This window comes from Dyella sp. C11, from assembly GCF_003121485.1.
Taxonomy (GTDB): Bacteria; Pseudomonadota; Gammaproteobacteria; order Xanthomonadales; family Rhodanobacteraceae; genus Dyella.
In genome coordinates this window covers 201,976-220,863 of the sequence record NZ_QAVX01000005.1, presented here as the reverse complement: position 1 = coordinate 220,863, position 18,888 = coordinate 201,976, and the positions used below count along the sequence as shown (strand labels likewise).

The following is an 18,888-nucleotide window of genomic DNA, read 5'->3' as shown; positions in this document are numbered from 1 at the left end:
GGCGGCGGCTTCAGCGGCGGCGGTGGCAGTTTCGGTGGCGGCGGTTCGTCGGGGAGCTGGTGACATGTCGCGCATGCAACGGCTGCTGATGAATCTCTTCGATGGCTGGTTCCAGTTGCGCCATCGCTTTCCCAAAACCCTGCTCGATGACATGACCACGGCCATTGCACGTGGCGAGCGCGAGCATCGCGGTGAAGTGTGCTTTGCGATCGAGGCGCGGCTTGCGCCGGGTGTCGTGCTGGATGGCGTGGATGCCGAGCGTCGTGCGCGACAGGTATTCGCCCAGTTGCACGTGTGGGACACGCAACACAACAGTGGCGTGCTGTTCTACGTGCTGATGGCCGAGCATCGCGTGGTGATCATCGCCGACCGCGGCGTGGCGGCCGTGGTGACGCAAGGCGAGTGGGATGCCATTCGCGATCACATGCTGGCGAGCTTCTCTCGTGGCGAGTGGCGCAAGGGGTGTCTCGATGGCATTGCCGAAGCGCATGCACTCTTGCTCAGGCATTTCCCTGGCAATGATGCAGATGCGCCGGATGAATTGCCGGATCGGCCGGTGATCCTGTAGCGCCTGTCGCGCACAGGGTGCGCTCCCACAAGAAGCGGCGTGGGAGCGCACCCTGTACGCGACATCTCGACATGCTGCCGATGCTCCATCGGCTTGCTTCCAGGCATGTCATCAACGCATAAAAAAAGCGGGCCCGAAGGCCCGCCTTTTCGAAGTGCTGTTCTCTTTCGAGATTAGAACTTCTGGTTGTACGACACGTACCAGTAACGGTCGATGTCGAACGCCGGGTTGTACGGCGAGCTGCCGGTACCGGTGGTCGTAACCGAGTAGTAGTACGGGCCCTTCTTGTTGAAGATGTTGTTCACGCCAACGGTGAACGTACCCTTCCACGGAGCGGTGTAACGGAACTGCGCGTCGTTGAACGCCACCGAGCCCTTCTGGCTCATGCCGTACACGCCCCACCAGGGGTTGGTGTAGTTCGGCGAGGAGCACTCGACGTAGGCACCCGGGGTGTTGTCGTAGCAGGTGTCCTTCAGGCCCGAGTAGTAACGCACGGTCCAGCTGGCGCCGAACTCACGGAAGTCCCAATCCACCTGCAGGTTCGAACGCAGGCGGTACATGCCGTCTTCGCCGCTCATGAAGCCCACGGTGTCTTCCGGAATGGCACCCGGACCGGCGGTGGTCTGGTACTTGGTCAGGTAGGTGCTGTCCGAAGCGATGCGGAAGCGGCCGAACGAGGTTTCCGGCAGACGGTAATGGATACCGACGTCGTAGCCTTCGGTCTTCAGCGTGCCCAGGTTAGCCAGGCTTTCGTTGAGCTGGCTCACCGAACCGGCGGCCAGGCCCGTGACCGGGTCAGCCGCAGCGGCGCGGGTGAAGCGGCTGCAGAAGGACGGGTCGTTCTGCACGTAGCAGTAGTTCAGGATCGACTGCGCATCCACCGACGAGATGATGTTCTTCACGTAGATGTTGTAGTAGTCGACCGTGAAGTCCAGACCTTCCACCTGGTGCGGGCTGTACACGAAGCCCAGCGTGCGGGTGATGGACGTTTCCGGCTGCAGGTTCGGGTTGGAGCCAGAGATGAACGCGACCGGGGTCTGGCTGCCGTTGGCGCTGGTGATCGGCTTGCCCGTGGTGCTCTGCACCTGGGTGTAGTTCGCCGGAACGCCAGCGGCCGTGCAGCGTGCCTTGACCTGCGAGTTCGTGGCGGCGGCACCGTAGTTGCTGTCGCACGGATCGAGGAAGGTTTCGAAGCTCTGGCTGGCACCGCCGTACAGATCGCTGAGGGTCGGCGCGCGGAAGCCGTTGGCGTAGGTGCCACGGACCAGCAGGTCCGCGAACGGACGCCAGCGGAAGCTGTACTTGTTGTTGGTGGTGCTGCCGAAGTTGCTGTAGTGCGAGTAACGCGAGGCGACGTTGATGCCCAGCTCCTGCGCACCCGGCAGGTCACGCAGCAGCGGCACGTCGAGCTCGGCGTACGCTTCGTTGGTGTTGTACGCACCGGTGGTCGGCGCAGCGGCCAGGTCGGTGGTGCCACCGGCGGAAACCAGGGCGTCCGGACGGTAGTCGCCCTTCTCGCCACGGTGTTCCACGCCCACAGCCAGGTTGACCGTGCCGGCCGGCAGGTCGAACAGGCCGCCGGACACGTTGGCGGTCCAGTCGGAGGTGTAGCTGGCCTGACGGTTCGTCTCGATGTAGTTGACGTAGTTCAGGATCTGCTGGTTGGCCGAACCCGGGCCAGCCAGGATGTTCCACGGCACGCAACCGGCGGCGCGGGCAGCGGCGCTGGCGCAGGCGACCTGACCGTTGATCATGGTCGTCGGGCCGAGGACGTTCTGCAGGTTTTCGAGGTTCAGGTTGCCCGAACCGACCTGGCGGATCTTGTTCGCCGAGTAGGTCCAGCCGGCATCCCAGCTCCAGTCATGGTTGAGGAACTGGAAGTAGCCTTCCGCGCCCAGGTCGATGTGGGCGAGGTTGGACTGCGCATCGGTGATGCGGGGCAGTTCCACCGTGCGGCGGTAGAACGACAGGTCCTGGCCCGGGAACGGGTTGTAGGCGTTCTCACCCGAGATCACCACGCCGGTGCCACCGGTGGACAGCGGGTAGCCGGCCAGCTGCGACGAGGTGTCGCGCGAGCTGTAGCTGGCCAGGCCGTGCAGGGTGATGTTGTCGGTGAGCTTGTAGCGGTCCTGCACGAAGATGTTCTTCAGCTTCGTGCCGGCGCGGAACGTCATGTCGTTCTGCGTGTTGTACGAATCAGACACTGCGCCGGTGTAGGCGTGGTAATCGGCCGGGCTCGTGCCAGACGTGCCCTGGTTGATCGCAATCTGCTTGCCGGTGGTCGGATCGATGATGCGGCCGTACGGGCCGGTGCCGCTGTAACCGTCCAGCGGGTGGCGCGGACCGTAGGCGTAGTCGGTTTCCGGACGCTCGCTGTTCCACATCGGATCGGTGTTCTGGTACGCCGCGCCGACGATGATGGAGTTCTTCTCGGTCGAGTGACCCCAGGTGAAGTCGTAGTTGGTCGTCTCGCCGTCGCCCTTGCCGTTCTGGCCGTAGTAGACGTTGGCTTCGGCGCCGTCGAACTTCTCCTTGGTGATGATGTTCACCACGCCGCCGATGGCGTCGGAGCCGTAGATGGAGGAGGCGCCGTCCTTGAGGACGTCGATGCGCTCAATCATCGAGACGGGGATGGTCGACAGGTCGGTCAGGCCCGAGAGGCTGGTGCTCCAGCGACGGCCATTGACCAGCACCAGGGTGCGGTTGGAGCCGAGGTTGCGGATGTTGACGTAGCGACCGCCGACGTCAGCGCCCGAGGACAGCGTGTCCTGCGGGGTGATGTCCGGCGTGCCCATGGAGGGCATGCGGGCCAGGATGTCGTTGACGTTGGTCAGGCCGGTGGCCTTGATCGCGGCCTTGTCCATGGTGAACACGGGCTGCGAGGTTTCCACGTCCACGCTGCGAATGCGCGAACCGGTAACGGTAACCGTCTCGAGGCTCTTGGCCTGGTCAGCCTGGGCCGGGGCAGCGTCCTGTGCGGCCACCGACCACGTCTGCAGCACGAGCGCTGCGGCGATGGCAGTAGCCAGCAGGGTCTTTTGCTTCATCGTTGAAACTCCGAACAAAAAATAGCCATCAGCCAGCTCGCGAGGGCTGGACATCTGGGTATGGGGATGGCGCGTTTGCCCTGGGGAAGGGGACCGTGCCGTGGCATCGCCGGGCTTGGGGGACAGGCGATGTAATCCCGAAGTTAAAACAAAGTGACGTGTAGGTGCAACCCTAATGAAACAGTCAGGTGATAGTTCGTTTTGTGCGCAATTTCGCTTGATTTTTGAGACGCCGGCCTCGTGAGGCCTTGTCAGGCACCACCTTGGCGGCGTCGGTCCGCGCCCGGTGCGTAGTGCGGGCGTGGCCCGCTACACTGGCGTTTTGCCGCCATCCGCCAATCCATGATCGAGCCCTTCACCGTCGCCTTTAATCCCGTGGCTATCAAGCTGGGGCCACTGCAGATCCACTGGTACGGCTTGATGTATCTGGGCGGTTTCCTGGGGGCGTGGCTGGTTGCCGAATACCGCCGTCAGCGGGGCCGGCTGCCGGTCAGTCGCGATGCGCTGGGCGACCTGGCGTTCTACGTGATGATGGGTGTGATCATCGGTGGCCGCATCTGGTACATGCTGTTCTACGCCGACATCCACTGGATCTGGACCGATCCGCTGGCGCTGTTCCGCGTATGGGATGGCGGCATGAGCTTCCACGGTGGTCTGCTCGGCGTGCTGACGGCCGGTCTCTGGTGGTCCCGCCGCAACAAGATGCACTTCTTCGATACCGTGGATTTCGTCGCCCCGCTGGTGCCGATTGGCCTGGGCCTGGGTCGCCTTGGCAACTTCATCAATGGCGAGTTGTGGGGCAAGCCGGGCACGGTGCCGTGGGCGATGATTTTCCCCAACGCCAAGTCCGCCGACGTCGATTGGGCAACCACGCATCCGCAGTGGCAGGCCGCGCTGGCGCAGTTTGGTGGCCTGCCGCGTCATCCTTCCCAGCTTTACGAAATGCTGCTGGAGGGCGTGGTGATGTTCTCCGTGCTGTTCCTGGTGTCGCTCAAGCCGCGCCCGCGCTATCTGATTTCCGGCCTGTTTGCGCTGATGTATGGCTGCTTCCGTTTCGGCGTGGAGTTCGTGCGCGTGCCCGATCCGCAGCTTGGTTATCTCGCCTGGGGCTGGCTCACCATGGGCCAGATCCAGTCGCTGCCGCTGGTGCTTATTGGCGTGGTGCTGGTGGTGATGTCGCGGAATGCGCCGACCATGCGCCTGTACAACGTTTCGCTGCCGACCAAGGAATAAACCGTGCGCGCCTAACTCGACTTGCTGCAGCACGTGCTCGAACACGGCACTGAAAAGGCCGATCGCACGGGCACCGGCACGCGTAGCGTGTTCGGCTGGCAGATGCGCTTCAACCTGGCGGAGGGGTTTCCGCTGGTGACCACGAAGAAGCTGCACCTGAAGTCGATCATCCACGAGCTGATCTGGTTCCTGCAGGGCGACACCAACATCGCCTATCTCAAGGACAACGGCGTCAGCATCTGGGACGAATGGGCCGACGAACAGGGCAACCTGGGCCCGGTCTACGGCCAGCAATGGCGTGCGTGGCCCGTCGCGGATGGCAGCGTGGTGGATCAGATTCGCTGGGTGGTAGACGAGATCAAGCGAAACCCCGATTCACGTCGCCTGGTAGTAAGTGCCTGGAACGTGGGCGAGCTGCCGAAAATGGCGTTGATGCCGTGCCATGCGCTGTTCCAGTTCTACGTGGCCGACGGCAAGCTCAGCTGTCAGCTCTACCAGCGTTCTGGCGACATTTTCCTGGGCGTGCCGTTCAACATCGCCAGCTATGCCTTGCTCACCCACATGATTGCGCAGGTATGCAACCTTGGCGTGGGCGATTTCGTACACACGCTGGGCGATGCCCACCTGTACAACAACCACGTGGAACAAGCCCGTTTGCAGCTGACGCGCGAGCCCCGCCCGCTGCCACGGCTGCAATTGAACCCGGACGTGAAGTCGATTTTCGATTTCCGCTACGAGGATGTCGCCATCGTGGGGTACGAGCCGCATGGCGCCATCAAGGCGCCGGTGGCGGTGTAGTCCTCTACGAAAGGCCATGCAGGGATAACCCTCGCATCCTGCTAAGATCGGCGCCGCGCGACGCCCGTGGCTGGCGTCGCGAGGGGTCAATAATTGTCGATGATTCAAGGATTTCCATGGCTATTTCGCTGATTGCCGCGCTGGATGAGAACTTCGCCATTGGCCGCAAGGGCCAGTTGCCCTGGCACCTGCCGGACGACTTGCGCTGGTTCAAGGAGCTCACGCTCGGCAAGTACGTGCTGATGGGCTACAACACGGCCGTGGCGATTGGCCGCCCCCTGCCGGACCGCACCAATCTTGTCCTGAGCCGCAAGCACGAGGCGCCGTTCCCGGGCCAGATCACCGTGCGTTCGCTGGCCGAAGGCGTGGCCCGCGCGAGCGGCACCGGCCTGATGGTGGTGGGTGGCGGTGAGGTCTACACCGAGGCCTTGCCGAAGGCGCAGCGCCTGTACCTCACCTGGGTCAACGCCGCCGTGGAAGGTGCCGATACCTTCTTCCCGGGCGTGCACTTCAGTGACTGGACCGAAGTCTCCCGCGTGCACCACAAGAAAGACGAGAGCCACGCCTACGACTTCGACATGGTCGAGTACATCCGCAACGACTGAGCGACCTTGCGCATGCCCGCTCCGACGGTCGCCATGCATGTGATGGCTGGCGTCATGCTCGATGCGGCGGGACGCGTTCTGCTCGCGCAACGCCCGCCCGGCAAACACCTGGCGGGCCTGTGGGAATTCCCTGGCGGCAAGCTGGAAGCCGGCGAAGCGCCGGTCGACGGCCTTGCCCGCGAATTGCATGAAGAGCTTGGCGTGGTTGCCGTTGCCGGCGAACCGCTGATTCGTGTGCCCTGGCACTACGGCGAACGATCGCTGTTGCTCGATGCACGCATCGTGCGCGAGTGGTCGGGTGAACCGGCCTCCCTTGATGGGCAGGCGCTTCAATGGTGCCTGCCTGCCGAGGTCGACCTGGCCATGCTGGCACCGGCGGACCAACACATCCTGCGCGCGTTGCAGCTGCCAACGCGCTACCTGATCACGCCGGACGTTCCGGAAGACATCGATGGCTGGCAGCGTCGTGTCAGCGCAGCCATTGCTTCCGGCGAACGACTCATTCTTCTTCGCTTTCCATCCTGGCCCATCGAGTCCGTGCGGGCATTGGCCGCGCGACTATTGCCCGAAGCGCGCGCCCGTGGCGCCCATCTTTTGCTCAGCGGCGATATCGATGGCGCACGAGATCTGGGCGATGGCATGGGTGTGCAGCTCAAGGCTGCGCAACTCGCCGCCTGCGAAGAGCGCCCGCTGCCCGTCACCCAATGGGTTGGTGCCAGTTGCCACAGCGTGGACGATCTGGCGCGTGCCGTGCAGGTCGCCGACTTCGCCACGCTGTCGCCGGTGGCGACGACAGCGACGCATCCTGATGCCAAGCCGTTAGGGTGGCCGGCGTTCGAACAACAGGTCAGCACGGCCGCTGTGCCCGTCTATGCGTTGGGCGGCATGACGCACAAGCAGGAAGCACAGGCGCGGCAAATGGGTGGGCAGGGCGTGGCGGGTATCCGCGGCTTCTGGTGAAGCTGTGTCAGTGTTTCGCCTGCGCAAGCGCTTCGTAGCGCGCATGCAGCGCGGCGACGGCGTGGTCCAGCGCTGACTCGTCACCGTTGTTTTCAATCACATCGTGGGCCAATGCCAGGCGTTGTTCGCGACGTGCCTGGCGGTCGATCATGCGGTGCGCGAGGGATTCGTCGATGCCATCGCGACGCATCAGTCGCTCAAGCTGCACCGATTCCGGCGCATCGACCACCAGTACGCGATCCACCCAGCGATAGTGATCGTGGTTTTCCGCGAAGAGCGGAATGGCGAGCATGCAGTACACGCCTTGATCCGCCATGACCCGCTCGTGTAGCCAAGCGCGCACGCGCGGATGCGTGATGGCTTCCAGGGCGCGACGTTCGACATCGTTGCCGAACACGCGCTGGCGCATGGCGGCGCGGTCGAGTTGCCCGGTGGCATCGAGAACGCCGGCACCGAAATGTTGCACGATGGCGGCGAGCCCCTCGGAGCCCGGGGCGATCACTTCGCGTGCGGCAATGTCGGCGTCGTAGACATGTATGCCGAGCGCTTCGAAGCGTCGCGACACCGCGCTTTTGCCCGCAGCGATGCCGCCCGTGAGCGCCACCACATAGCCGGCATGCGCCATGGTTACTGCAACCCCATCAGCTGGCTGTACTGCTGCATCAGCCACGGACCCGCGACGAACCACACCCAGCCCGCTGCCGCAATGAACGGCCCGAACGGCATAGGAATGTCACGTCCGTGCTTGCGCAGTGCGATCAGGCTGCCACCTACGATGGCGCCAATGAACGACGACAGCAGGATGACCGGCAGCAGTGCCATGGGTCCCATCCAGGCGCCCAGCGCGGCGAGCAGCTTGAAGTCGCCATAACCCATGCCTTCCTTGCCGGTGAGCAGCTTGAACAGCCAGTACACGCTCCACAGGCTCAGGTAGCCGATGGCGGCGCCGAGAATGGCGGCGTTCGGCAGCACGAACATCGGCAACAGGCTGAGCAGCAAACCCAGCCACAGCAGCGGGTAGTTGAGCTGATCGGGCAGGTACTGCGTGCGGAAGTCGATGCCGGCCAGCGCGATCAAGGTCCAGGTGAAGATCAGTCCCGCCACGGCGACCAGATTCGGACCGAATTTCCACACGATCACCGCGCTGGCGAGCGCACTCAGCAATTCGACCAGCGGATATTGGATGGAGATGGGTGTCTTGCAGTAACGGCAACGCCCACGCAGCAACAGCCAGCTGAAGAGCGGAATGTTGTCGTGCGCCGCCAGGGGATGCTTGCAATGCGGGCAATGCGACGGCTCGCGCACGATGCCGGGAGGCAGCGGCTGCTTGTGCTCGGGTTCCATGGCCAGCGTGTCGAACGCGTCCAGTCGCCATTGCGCCATGAGGCGCGCAGGCAGGCGCAGGATCACCACGTTGAGAAAGCTGCCGACCAGCAGGCCAAGCACGCCGGCGACAACAATCCAGGCCCAGAGGGGAAGTGCGAGCATGAGTTATCCGAAGGGCTATAAAAAAGGCCCCTCTCCCGGCGGGGAGAGGGGCCCGGAAACCAGCGCTTACACGGTGCTGGCGAGCTTGAAGATCGGCAGGTACAGCGCGATCACCATGCCGCCGACGAGTACGCCGAGGATCACCATGATCATGGGTTCGAGCAGGCTGGAAAGCGTATCGACCGCGTTTTCCACTTCCTCTTCGTAGAACTCGGCCACCTTGAACAGCATGTGGTCGAGCGCACCCGATTCCTCACCGATGCCCACCATCTGCACCATCATGTTCGGGAACAGACCGGTCTGGCGCATCGAAAGCTGCAGCTGGTGACCCACCGCGACGTCTTCGCGCATCTGCTTCACCGCGTCGCCGTACACGATGCTGCCCGTGGCGCCAGAGACGGCATCCATGGCTTCCACCAGCGGCACACCGGCGCGGAACGTCACGCCCAGCGTGCGCGCGAAGCGGGCCAGCGCGGAGTTGCGCATGATGTTGCCGATCACCGGCAATTTCAGCAGCAGGCGATCCAGGAAGTGCGCAAATTTGAGTGAGCGCTTCTTGAAGAAGACCAGCGCGCTGACGCCGCCGATGATGCTTACCAGCATCAGCCACCAATACGATTTCATGAACTCCGATGCTTTCACGACCACCTGGGTCGGCGCCGGCAGTTCGGTACCCGCGTCCTTGAAGGTCTGGGCAAACACAGGCACCACGAACAGCAGCATGATGACGCAGACCAGGAACGCCACGGCCATCACCATCACGGGATAGAACATGGCCTTCTTGATCTTGGCCTTCAGCGCTTCGGTGCGTTCCTTGTACGTGGCCACGGTGTCCAGCACGGTGTCCAGCACACCCGCCGATTCACCGGCATGCACCAGGTTGCGGTAAAGCTCATCGAACTGCACGGGGTACTTGCCGAGCGCTTCGTGCAGCGACTGGCCGCCTTCGATGCCCTGTTTCACGTCGACGAGCATGTTCTTGAAGCGAACATTCTTCTGGCCGTCGGCGATGATGTCGAAGGACTGCACCATCGGCACGCCGGACGCCATCATGGTGGCGATCTGACGGCTGAAGATGGCCACGTCGCGCGGCTTGACGGAGCTGCCCGAGGCGCCGAACAGCGGCTTGCCGCGTTCCTTCACCGTCTGCGGGTTCATGCCCTGGCGGCGAAGTTCCGCCTTGACCAGCGAGGCGTTCTTGGCCGCCATGTCGCCCTTCATGCGCTTGCCGCGCTTGTCGAGCGCCACCCAGTCATAAGTGGTCAGCTTGCTGATCTCAGCGCGCTGGGCGCCGAGCGACTTCACGTTCTTAGCGGTGGCCGCAGCCATGGCATTTCCCCCTGCTGGTACGGTCGAGCCGCCTCAGGAGGGCGGCCGTCCAATCGGTGCAGCTTAAGTCATTCTTATAAGACAATTCGTGGCACCGGGCGCAACTTCAGTGCGACGGACAGCCCATCCCCGGATGGCGGTCCGCTGCCGGCCCCGGGATCAGTCCTTGGTGACGCGATCGATCTCGGCCAGGCTGGTCATGCCCTTCTTTACTTTCAGCAACGCGGAGGCGCGCAAATCGTTCACACCCGCCTTGCGGGCGGCTTCGGCGATCTGCAGCGTGTTGCCGCCCTGAAGGATGATCTTCTGGATTTCTTCCAGCATGGGCATGACCTGATAGATACCGACGCGGCCCTTGTAGCCATCGTTGCAGCTGTCGCAGCCGCCGGCCTCGTACACGGTCAGGCCGGCATCGATTTCTTCCTGGGTAAACCCGGCATCGAGCAGGGTCTGCGGCGGAAGGTCGATGGGCTTCTTGCAGTCGTGCAGGCGTCGGGCCAGGCGCTGGGCGATGATCAGGGTCACCGACGAGGTGATGTTGTAGGGCGCAATGCCCATGTTCATCAGTCGCGAGATCGTCTGCGAAGCGTCGTTGGTGTGCAGCGTGGACAGCACCATGTGACCGGTCTGCGCTGCCTTCACGGCAATTTCGGCCGTTTCCAGGTCGCGGATTTCGCCCACCATGATCACGTCCGGATCCTGGCGCAGGAAGGAGCGCAGGGCAGCCGCGAAGGGCATGCCGCGCTTCACGTTCTGCTGGACCTGGTTGATGCCTTCCACGCGGATTTCGACCGGGTCTTCCACCGTCGAGATGTTGCGCTCGTGGGTGTTGAGGATGTTGAGCGCCGTATACAGCGACACCGTCTTGCCCGAGCCAGTCGGGCCGGTGACCAGCACCATGCCGTAGGGCTTGTGGATGGCGTCGATGTAAAGCTGCTTCTGCACGTCCTCGTAGCCCAGCGCATCAATGCCGAGCTTGGCGGCGGAGCCGTCCAGGATACGCAGCACGATCTTCTCGCCGAACAGCGTGGGCAGCGTGCTCACGCGGAAGTCGACCGAGCGACTCTTGGACAGGTTGAGCTTGATGCGTCCGTCCTGCGGCACGCGGCGTTCGGCAATATCCAGGCCGGACATCACCTTCAGGCGCGAGGAAATGCGCGAGGCGAGTTTCATCGGCGGGCTGGCGACGGCGCGCAGCATGCCGTCCATGCGCAGGCGCACGCGGTACTGCGTTTCAAAAGGTTCGAAATGGATGTCGGAGGCGCCGCGCTTGATGGCGTCGACCAGGATCTTGTTGACGAACTTCACGACGGGCGCGTCATCGTTCGCGTTCGCGTCGATGCCGGTGGTTTCAGCCTCTTCGTCACCGCCTTCCAGCGAGAGCTCGTCGAATTCGCCGCCGCCCATGTCGGGCACGGCGTTGCTCATGGCGTTGAGCGTGCTCTCGATGACACGGTTGAGCTGCGAGCGCTCGACCAGGATCGGTTCCACCATGCAGTTGGAGTGGAACTTGATTTCGTCCAGTGCATGCGACTGCATGGGATCGGCGATGCCCACGAACAGGCGCTTGCCGCGCTTGAACAGGGGCAGGGCCTTGTGTTTGTTGATCAGCGCTTCGCTGATCAGGTTCACCGGCATGTTGGCGGGAACCAGCGAGCCAACATCCATCATCGGCATGCCGAATTCGTCCGACGCGATGCGCGTCAGCCTGGCGCTGTCGACCAGGTTGTTGTCCAGTAGCCAGGCGGTGAGCGACGCCTTGCTCTGGGCGGACTCGGCGACCGCCCGGCGGACGTCCGCCTCGGGCAGGACATCTTCCGATACCAGTCGGCGCGCCAAGCCGGTAAGGCCCGCGAGCGACGGTTGCATTAGCGTTGACATAGCTTGCTGGTCCAGCCCCCTGATTGAATGGGAATTTACCCCACTTGCCCGGGTTGGTCACCCGCCGGGATCAGGGTTGGGAGCCCGGGGGGTGATGGGGCGCACAGATCGTCGCGCGCCCCGGCGCCGGGCAAAGGGGATGCAATAGGCATGCCTCACCGTTTTTGCCGTGGACGCCGCGCCATGGGTGGGATAGAAAGGCCGCCCCTCTCCCGGGAACTGACCGTCCGTGACGCATCCTGACCCACAGCCGCCTTTCCTGGTCTTTGGCGCGCCTCGTATCGAAGAGGCTGAGATCGCCGAGGTCGAAGCTTGCCTGCGCTCGGGATGGCTGGGCACCGGTCCCCGCGTGGCGCAGTTCGAGCGCGACTTCGCCCGCTGGCGCGGTGTGCGCAATTCGCAGGTGGCCGCAGTCAACTCCTGCACGGCCGCGCTGCACGTGAGCATGGTCGCTGCGGGCCTGGAGCCGGGCAGTGAAGTGATCACGACGCCGCTGACCTTCTGCGCCACCGTCAACGCCATTCTCCACGCCGGTTTGACCCCCGTGCTGGCGGACGTGGATCCGGTCACCCAGAACATCGATCCGGACGCCATCGAGGCCGCCATTACGCCGCGCACGCGGGCCATTCTCCCCGTGCATTTCGCGGGACGCCCCTGCGAGATGGACCGCGTCATGGCCATTGCCCACAAGCACGGGCTGATGGTGATCGAGGATTGCGCGCATGCCATCGAAACCGAGTTCCAGGGCAAGCCCGCGGGCACCTTCGGCGACTTTGGCTGCTTCAGTTTCTACGTGACCAAGAACGTGGTGACGGGCGAGGGCGGCATGATCCTGGGGCGCGACGAAGAGCACATCGCGCGGGCCAGGATTCTCGCCCTGCATGGCATGAGCAAGGACGCCTGGCACCGCTTCGGCGACGAAGGCTATCGCCACTACCAGGTGGTCGAATGCGGCTTCAAGTACAACATGATGGATTTGCAGGCCGCGCTGGGCATTCATCAGCTGGCCCGCGTGGAAAGCAACTGGCTGCGCAGGCAGGCGCTGTGGCAGCGCTACGACGAGGCTTTCGCGTCCTTGCCCATCGGCCGGCCCGCACCCGCGCAAGCGGGCACGCGCCATGGCTATCACCTCTACACCGTGATGATCGACCCGAACCGCTGCGGTATCTCCCGCGACGGCTTCCTGGACACCATGAACGAGCGGCGGATCGGCACGGGCGTGCATTACCTGTCGGTTCCCGAGCACCCCTACTATCAACAGCGTTTCGGCTGGCGCCCGGAGCAATGGCCCAACGCCATGCAGCTTGGCCGCCAGACCGTGAGCTTGCCGCTGTCACCGGCCATGACCGACGACGATGCGACGAGGGTGATCGACGCTGTTCGCGATATCGTGCGCTCCTGATCCCGCCGTCAACCTGTGTGACGCAGTGCCCGCGGCTGCGTCGGCGGGTCCCAGACAGCGAGGGTGCTCGGGTTATGATGCCCGTTCACACCCGGGGACACGCTCTTGAACCGTCTAAGCATCATCCTGCCCGCGAAGAACGAAGGGCCGGCTCTTAAAGACTTGCTGCCACGCCTGCGCCTCGCCCAGCCCGAGGCCGAGATCATCGTGGTGGATGACGGTTCAACCGACGACACGCGCGCCATCTGCGCAAGCGCCGGCGTGCAATGCCTTTCCTCGCCTTATTCGATGGGCAACGGCGCGGCGATCAAGCGCGGCGCGCGTGCGGCGAGCGGCGACACGCTGGTGTTCATGGATGGCGATGGCCAGCATGATCCCGCCGACATCGCGCGATTGCTGCAGAAACTCGGCGAAGGTTTCGACATGGTGGTCGGCGCGCGCGACTGGGACAGCCAGGCCGGCGTCGGGCGCGGTGTGGCCAACACCATCTACAACTGGCTCGCCACACGCATGACGGGGCATGCGGTGCTGGATCTCACGTCGGGCTACCGCGCCGTGCGCGCCGAGAAATTCCGCGAGTTCCTGCACCTGCTGCCGAATGGCTTTTCGTACCCGACCACCAGCACGATGGCATTTTTCCGTAGCGCCTACCCCGTTGCCTACCTGCCCATCAAGGCCGGCCAGCGCGTTGGCAAAAGCCACATCAAGCCACTCAAGGACGGCATCCGCTTCCTGCTGATCATCTTCAAGATCGCCACGCTTTATTCGCCCTTGAAGCTGTTCGTGCCGGCAAGTGCGTTGTTCTTTGCGCTCGGTTGTGCCAACTACCTGCGCACATTCATTGCCTATGGCCGCCTCACCAACGGTAGTGCGCTGTTGTGGAGCGCGTCGGTCATCATCTTCCTGATCGGGTTGGTGTCCGAGCAGATCACCGCGTTGACCTATCGCCGCAGCGACTGAGCCATTGCTTTGACCGCCTATGCCAGCCTGTGTGCGTTGACGTTATCCGCGTGATGATGAAGACGAAGGAGCGATCTTTGCTTTTGCTGAAATCGTCGCCGACATCCCGTGCCTTGTCGAATGCTTTCCCGCCGGCAAGCCAATCCCGGATACCTGTGTTCGGCTGTAGCGAGATATCCGCGTCATGACATCGAAAGGCTCGCAGCGCCGCACTGTGCTGGTTTTGGCTTCCACCTACCCGCGTTGGCGTGACGACCACGAACCCGGATTCGTGCATGAACTCTGTCGGCGCCTGGTGGATCGTTTCGATGTAGTTGCAGTTGTGCCTGATGCGCAAGGCGCTGATCCGAGCGGCACGCTCGATGGCGTGTGCGTGGTGCGGTATCGCTATGCGCCTCGTGCATGGCAAACCCTGGTCAACAACGGCGGTATTGCGGCCAATCTCAAGCGGCAGCCGTGGAAATGGTTGTTGGTGCCTGGCTTCATCGTCGGACTATGGTGGGCCGCGCGACGCGTGCTGCGTAGCCAACAGGTCGATGCCATTCACGCCCACTGGCTGATTCCACAGGGTTTCATTGCACAGCTGCTGGCGCGTTTTGCTGGCGTACCGTATGTGGTCACATCCCATGGAGGTGACTTGTTTGGCTTTCGAGGGAAAGCTCTCGAAAGCGTCAAGCGAACGGTGGCGGCAAACTCAAGCGGTATGACCGTGGTAAGCACCGCGATGGCAGAAGAGGTTGCGAGACTGGACATGCACCCACCGCAACTGGCGGTGGTGCCCATGGGAGTAGATCTTCGGAATCGGTTTGTGCCCGGCAATGACGTAGTGCGCAAGCCTGACAGCCTGTTGTTCGTCGGCCGACTGGTTGCCAAGAAAGGTCTTTGCCACTTGCTGGATGCCATGCCTGCCATTCTCTCGCGACGGCCCTCCGTCGAGTTGATCATCGCGGGATTTGGCCCCGAGGAAGAAGCATTGCGCGCGCAGGCTCAACGCCTGCGCATCGCCAGCCACGTTCGATTCCTCGGTGCCACGCCGCAAGGCGCGTTGCCTGCCTTGTATCGCGGCGCCAGTCTTTTTGTAGCGCCGTTCGTCCGTGACGCTTCCGGCGATCAGGAAGGTTTGCCTGTCGTGCTGATGGAGGCGATGGGCTGCGGTTGCCCGGTTGTGGTGGGCGATGTTGCCGGTTTGCACGATTTGCTGGGTGACGCCGCATCGGAAGTCTGCGTGGATGCGAAGGACACCGCCCAACTGGCTGACCGTGTGCTGCAGGCGCTCGATCAGCCGGATGCGTCACGACAGCGTGCCCTGGCGTTGCGCGAGAAGGCGCTTCATGTGATCGATTGGCAAGGTGTCTCAGGCAGATACGGTGACTTGCTAGAGCAGTGCATGGCGCAACACGACGGCCGTCGTTAGTCGGTCTTGCGATCGACCAACGCTTGCAGTGTGGGTTCAAGAGAGCCGATCAAGGCCTTCCAATCCTTGATCTCGATATCCAACGAACGGGCACTCGCCAACTGTCCTGAAATGCGGTGCGCGAGATCAGCCGCATCGCCGCTGGTGAACAGGCATTCGCGTGCGCCGGCGAACAGCGCAGGCATGGCACCCACGTTGGCCGCCACCACCGGCAGTCGGCAAGCCAGCATTTCGTAGGCTTTCTGCGGGAAGCAGTAGCGCCCAAACGGCGTGTCGAGAATGCTCATGACGCCGACGTCCAGCGCGCTGAAGAGATGGGCCACCTGTTCGTGCGGCAACAAGCCGAGGTAATGGACGCGATCACCCACGGGCAGGGGCGTTGCGGCCTCTACCGGGCCGGCCAGCACCAGATGCACGTCGTCGTGTTGTTCCCTCAACAACGACCAGGCCTCGTACAACGTGGCGATGCCTTTTTCCCTGGAAAGTCCGCCAGCCGTGCCTACCAGTCGTGCCTGCGCGGGAAGGCCGAGCAACGCGCGGCTATTCGTGCGATCGCGCGGACGGAAGATCGAGGTGTCCACCGAGCTCGGCATGGAAATCACTTCGCCGCGAGGCGAATAGACGTCGCGGACCATGTCGCACAGCAGATCGCTGGTGGTCAGTACCAGGTCCGCCTTTCCAACGGCTCGCCTGAGTGCGCCGACCATTCCGGGGATTTTCGCCTGACCAAAACCCTCGAAGTTGTCGTACAGATCGGCCACCCACGGCACGTTGAGTTTCGAAGCGATCCAGCTACCGAGTACCACATGCGGAATATCCGATGCGGCGATGATGATGTCAGGAGAGTATTCGCGCAGGCGTTCCAGCAGCCATCGTGGGTACGTGGCGAGGGCAGGGAAAATCGTCTTTCCGAGTGACCGTGCCTGCCACTCCAGCCGGCCCGGCGACGCCTCGTGCACCCAGTGACCTTCCTCCTGGCCTTGATAACCCAGGCAGAATCCACGGACGTCATGCCCAAGCTTGGCCAGCTGATAGGGAATTTCATAAAGGCGCGCATACCGGTCAAGGATCACGTCCTTGCTCATGTAGCGGCGTTTGCACAGGAAAGCGATGCGCATCGATCAGCCAATCAGTCGTTTTGCGGCTGCAAGGGCAGCTCCCACGACCTGGTCCATGTTGTAGTAGCGGTACTGCGCAAGCCGGCCGACGAAAGTGACGCCGGGTTCGTTCTTGGCCAGTTCCTCGTAGCGTTTGAACAAGGCTTCATTCTCCGCTCGCGGAATAGGGTAGTAAGGATCGCCTTCTGCCTGCGGATACTCGCGCACGATCGACGTGCCCGCGTGTTCCTGGCCGGTCAGATGCTTGAACTCGGTGATACGCGTGTAGGCATGATCGTTTGGATAATTCACGGTGCCCACTTTCTGGTACTGCTTCACGTCAGGCAGATGCTCATGTTCGAAGCGAAGCGAACGATAGGGCAGGTGGCCAAAGCAGTATCGGAAGTAGGCGTCGATGGGGCCGGTATACACGACGTGTGCGACCTCCAGCGTGTCGCGGATGTCATCGAAGTCCACGCCCAATTCCACCGAAATATTCGGATGGTCGAGCATCGCCTCGAACATGCGCGTGTAGCCATGCTTCGGCATCGCCTGGAACGTATCGGTAAAGTACCGATCGTCCGTATTCGTGCGCACAGGAATGCGCGCCGCCACGCCAGCCTTCAATTCCGAAGGATCAAGACCCCATTGCTTGCGCGTGTAGTTGAGAAAGAACTTCTCGTACAGGTCGCGGCCAACGCTGTTGAGCACCACATCTTCGCTGGTCAGCACCGGCTCGCGTGGCTCGCGCACGCGTTCGAAGAACGCCTCTGCGCCTGAATCATCCAACTGCAAACCGTAGAGCTGGTTCAGCGTGTCCTGATTGATCGGGAACGGGTAATGCTTCCCCTCCACCACGCCAAGCACGCGATGCTCGTACGGAAGCCACTCCGTGAAACGCGAAAGGTATTCGAAGATCCGGTCGCCGTTGGTATGGAAGATATGCGGGCCATAGCGGTGCACCAGCACGCCATGAGCGTCCAGTTCGTCGTAGGCGTTGCCGGCGATGTGGGGCCGCTTGTCGATGACGCGGACCTGGTGGCCGGTATCAGCGAGTTCGCGCGCGACAACGCTACCGGCGAACCCGGCACCAACGACAAGTGTACGGACGTTGCGATTCATTGAGATCCACGAGGCGGTAAGCAGGAAAAAAGATGGGAGCGTGGAAATTTCATGGGTTGATGCGCCACCAGCGATGTCGCGGCCCCTTGATGCCCATCAATCCGTCGAACATGCCAGCACAAAACGCACCAAGCTGAGCCATGCGGCGAGGTTCATGGCGAAGGGCGGCGAAGAGACGAACGAAAGATCCCGGCACGGTCTGGGTAAGCAGCCGGATGCCGTAGTACTTGCGGGCGATCAACAAGCGATTACGGGTATCGTAATAGCGCTTCCACGGCGGAAGACGCAGGCATATCAGAGAGCGCCCCGGCGCACCCACGCGATACCAGTCAGCCTTTGGGTGTTCGATTCGGCTCTTGCCCGCAATGACTATGTCGGCGCCGGCTTGCTGTGCACGAAGACAGTACTCAATGTCGTCTGCAGCGATGAAGTAGCCAGCATCAGGTAAACCGATACGCTGGACTAGATCTTTATGGATCATGAACCCGAGAAAGGGAAGGAACTGTACGTTAGCCCGTTCCGGAACCTCGTTCGCATGATGCACGGCCCTTGGCGTAGGGTGCATCAGTGTTGTGATCCAAGAAGTCTGGGTTTCTTGCACCGCGAGGGAGCCATAAACGTGCGTCGGATCAACCGCGATCTTGGCAAGCTCCTCCAGCGCATCGGGGTGGGGTGCTGCGTCATCGTCCATCATCCATATCCAGTCAACACCGTTAGCCACGAGATGCTTTAGGCCGGCGGCAAATCCGCCCGCACCTCCGCTGTTGTCTGGTAGAGCTAAAAGCTGGATGTCATCGCGATCAAGCCAGCCCTGTTCGCGAAGCATGTCTCGCGTACCGTCCGTGGAGGCGTTGTCGACCAAGAGGATAAGGTCTGGGGTACGTGAGGCTTTGGTAAGTGCAAGGAGGCAGCGAACGAGCAGCGACTTGCGGTTGTAGGTGACGATCAGGGCAGCAATACGAGGAGGGTGCATGCAACTGTGAT

At 62.6% G+C, this 18,888-nt stretch carries 16 protein-coding genes; 8 read left to right on the top strand and 8 right to left on the bottom strand.

All coding sequences use genetic code 11. The annotated features are described in order from the left end of the window. On the top strand, window positions 1–568 hold a 568-nt coding region (locus tag DK366_RS07535), incomplete at its 5' end, for a TPM domain-containing protein (RefSeq protein ID WP_232820954.1). Window positions 569–741: 173 nt separating this feature from the next. On the opposite strand, the gene DK366_RS07530 is transcribed toward DK366_RS07535, so the two are convergent. Next, window positions 742–3,615: a TonB-dependent receptor gene (locus tag DK366_RS07530; RefSeq protein WP_109124921.1), complete on the bottom strand. Its 2,874-nt coding sequence runs from the start codon at window positions 3,613–3,615 to the stop codon at window positions 742–744. 342 nt (window positions 3,616–3,957) lie between these two features. Between DK366_RS07530 and lgt the strand changes: the two genes are divergently transcribed. From lgt to DK366_RS07510, 4 genes are all read left to right on the top strand, one after another. Continuing rightward, on the top strand, window positions 3,958–4,848 hold the full coding sequence (lgt, locus tag DK366_RS07525) for a prolipoprotein diacylglyceryl transferase (RefSeq protein WP_109124920.1): 891 nt from the start codon (window positions 3,958–3,960) through the stop codon (window positions 4,846–4,848). Between the two features lie 21 nt (window positions 4,849–4,869). Next, the gene (locus tag DK366_RS07520) at window positions 4,870–5,646 is read left to right on the top strand and encodes a thymidylate synthase (RefSeq protein WP_157956469.1); all 777 of its coding nucleotides are present in this window, start codon (window positions 4,870–4,872) and stop codon (window positions 5,644–5,646) included. Window positions 5,647–5,762: 116 nt separating this feature from the next. Continuing rightward, a complete protein-coding gene (locus DK366_RS07515) occupies window positions 5,763–6,251 on the top strand; it encodes a dihydrofolate reductase (protein ID WP_109124919.1) in 489 nt (162 codons plus the stop codon). 12 nt (window positions 6,252–6,263) lie between these two features. Further along, on the top strand, window positions 6,264–7,211 hold the full coding sequence (locus tag DK366_RS07510) for a Nudix family hydrolase (protein ID WP_109124918.1): 948 nt from the start codon (window positions 6,264–6,266) through the stop codon (window positions 7,209–7,211). Between the two features lie 7 nt (window positions 7,212–7,218). Here the strand turns inward: DK366_RS07510 and coaE are convergent, their stop codons facing one another. From coaE to pilB, 4 genes are all read right to left on the bottom strand, one after another. Beyond that, window positions 7,219–7,836, bottom strand: coding sequence for a dephospho-CoA kinase (gene coaE / locus DK366_RS07505; protein ID WP_109124917.1), 618 nt, complete (start codon window positions 7,834–7,836; stop codon window positions 7,219–7,221). 2 nt (window positions 7,837–7,838) lie between these two features. Then, entirely contained in the window at window positions 7,839–8,699 is an 861-nt protein-coding gene (locus tag DK366_RS07500; RefSeq protein ID WP_109124916.1) for an A24 family peptidase, read from the bottom strand. A gap of 66 nt (window positions 8,700–8,765) precedes the next feature. Continuing rightward, window positions 8,766–10,028 (bottom strand): type II secretion system F family protein, encoded by a 1,263-nt coding sequence (locus tag DK366_RS07495; RefSeq protein ID WP_109124915.1) that lies wholly within the window; start codon window positions 10,026–10,028, stop codon window positions 8,766–8,768. A gap of 159 nt (window positions 10,029–10,187) precedes the next feature. Continuing rightward, entirely contained in the window at window positions 10,188–11,909 is a 1,722-nt protein-coding gene (pilB, locus tag DK366_RS07490; protein WP_109124914.1) for a type IV-A pilus assembly ATPase PilB, read from the bottom strand. 229 nt (window positions 11,910–12,138) lie between these two features. On the opposite strand from pilB, the gene DK366_RS07485 reads away from it, so the two are divergent. From DK366_RS07485 to DK366_RS07475, 3 genes are all read left to right on the top strand, one after another. Next, on the top strand, window positions 12,139–13,311 hold the full coding sequence (locus DK366_RS07485) for a DegT/DnrJ/EryC1/StrS family aminotransferase (RefSeq protein ID WP_109124913.1): 1,173 nt from the start codon (window positions 12,139–12,141) through the stop codon (window positions 13,309–13,311). Between the two features lie 105 nt (window positions 13,312–13,416). Beyond that, on the top strand, window positions 13,417–14,271 hold the full coding sequence (locus tag DK366_RS07480; RefSeq protein ID WP_109124912.1) for a glycosyltransferase family 2 protein: 855 nt from the start codon (window positions 13,417–13,419) through the stop codon (window positions 14,269–14,271). A 184-nt stretch (window positions 14,272–14,455) separates the two neighbouring features. Next, window positions 14,456–15,685, top strand: a complete 1,230-nt coding sequence (locus tag DK366_RS07475) for a glycosyltransferase (RefSeq protein WP_109124911.1) — start codon at window positions 14,456–14,458, stop codon at window positions 15,683–15,685. On the opposite strand, the gene DK366_RS07470 is transcribed toward DK366_RS07475, so the two are convergent. The 3 genes from DK366_RS07470 to DK366_RS07460 are packed head-to-tail and all read right to left on the bottom strand — an operon-like array spanning window position 15,682 to window position 18,877. Beyond that, the gene (locus DK366_RS07470; protein ID WP_109124910.1) at window positions 15,682–16,803 is read right to left on the bottom strand and encodes a glycosyltransferase family 4 protein; all 1,122 of its coding nucleotides are present in this window, start codon (window positions 16,801–16,803) and stop codon (window positions 15,682–15,684) included. The two genes, DK366_RS07475 and DK366_RS07470, sit on opposite strands and share 4 nt — an antisense overlap. Before the next feature lie 3 nt (window positions 16,804–16,806). After that, entirely contained in the window at window positions 16,807–17,904 is a 1,098-nt protein-coding gene (glf, locus tag DK366_RS07465; RefSeq protein WP_109124909.1) for a UDP-galactopyranose mutase, read from the bottom strand. Between the two features lie 49 nt (window positions 17,905–17,953). Next, window positions 17,954–18,877 carry a glycosyltransferase gene (locus DK366_RS07460; RefSeq protein ID WP_109124908.1) on the bottom strand — a complete coding sequence of 308 codons (924 nt, stop codon included), beginning with the start codon at window positions 18,875–18,877 and terminating at the stop codon, window positions 17,954–17,956. Between the last annotated feature and the right edge of the window lie 11 nt (window positions 18,878–18,888).

Bases quoted from the DNA above. Each gene is read 5' to 3' on its own strand.
- DK366_RS07475 (WP_109124911.1), top strand. From the start codon at position 14,456: ATGACATCGAAAGGCTCGCAGCGCCGCACTGTGCTGGTTTTGGCTTCC.
- coaE (WP_109124917.1), bottom strand. From the start codon at position 7,836: ATGGCGCATGCCGGCTATGTGGTGGCGCTCACGGGCGGCATCGCTGCG.
- DK366_RS07470 (WP_109124910.1), bottom strand. From the start codon at position 16,803: ATGCGCATCGCTTTCCTGTGCAAACGCCGCTACATGAGCAAGGACGTG.
- DK366_RS07515 (WP_109124919.1), top strand. From the start codon at position 5,763: ATGGCTATTTCGCTGATTGCCGCGCTGGATGAGAACTTCGCCATTGGC.
- pilB (WP_109124914.1), bottom strand. From the start codon at position 11,909: ATGTCAACGCTAATGCAACCGTCGCTCGCGGGCCTTACCGGCTTGGCG.
- glf (WP_109124909.1), bottom strand. From the start codon at position 17,904: ATGAATCGCAACGTCCGTACACTTGTCGTTGGTGCCGGGTTCGCCGGT.
- DK366_RS07530 (WP_109124921.1), bottom strand. From the start codon at position 3,615: ATGAAGCAAAAGACCCTGCTGGCTACTGCCATCGCCGCAGCGCTCGTG.
- DK366_RS07460 (WP_109124908.1), bottom strand. From the start codon at position 18,877: ATGCACCCTCCTCGTATTGCTGCCCTGATCGTCACCTACAACCGCAAG.
- DK366_RS07500 (WP_109124916.1), bottom strand. From the start codon at position 8,699: ATGCTCGCACTTCCCCTCTGGGCCTGGATTGTTGTCGCCGGCGTGCTT.
- DK366_RS07510 (WP_109124918.1), top strand. From the start codon at position 6,264: ATGCCCGCTCCGACGGTCGCCATGCATGTGATGGCTGGCGTCATGCTC.
- DK366_RS07495 (WP_109124915.1), bottom strand. From the start codon at position 10,028: ATGGCTGCGGCCACCGCTAAGAACGTGAAGTCGCTCGGCGCCCAGCGC.
- lgt (WP_109124920.1), top strand. From the start codon at position 3,958: ATGATCGAGCCCTTCACCGTCGCCTTTAATCCCGTGGCTATCAAGCTG.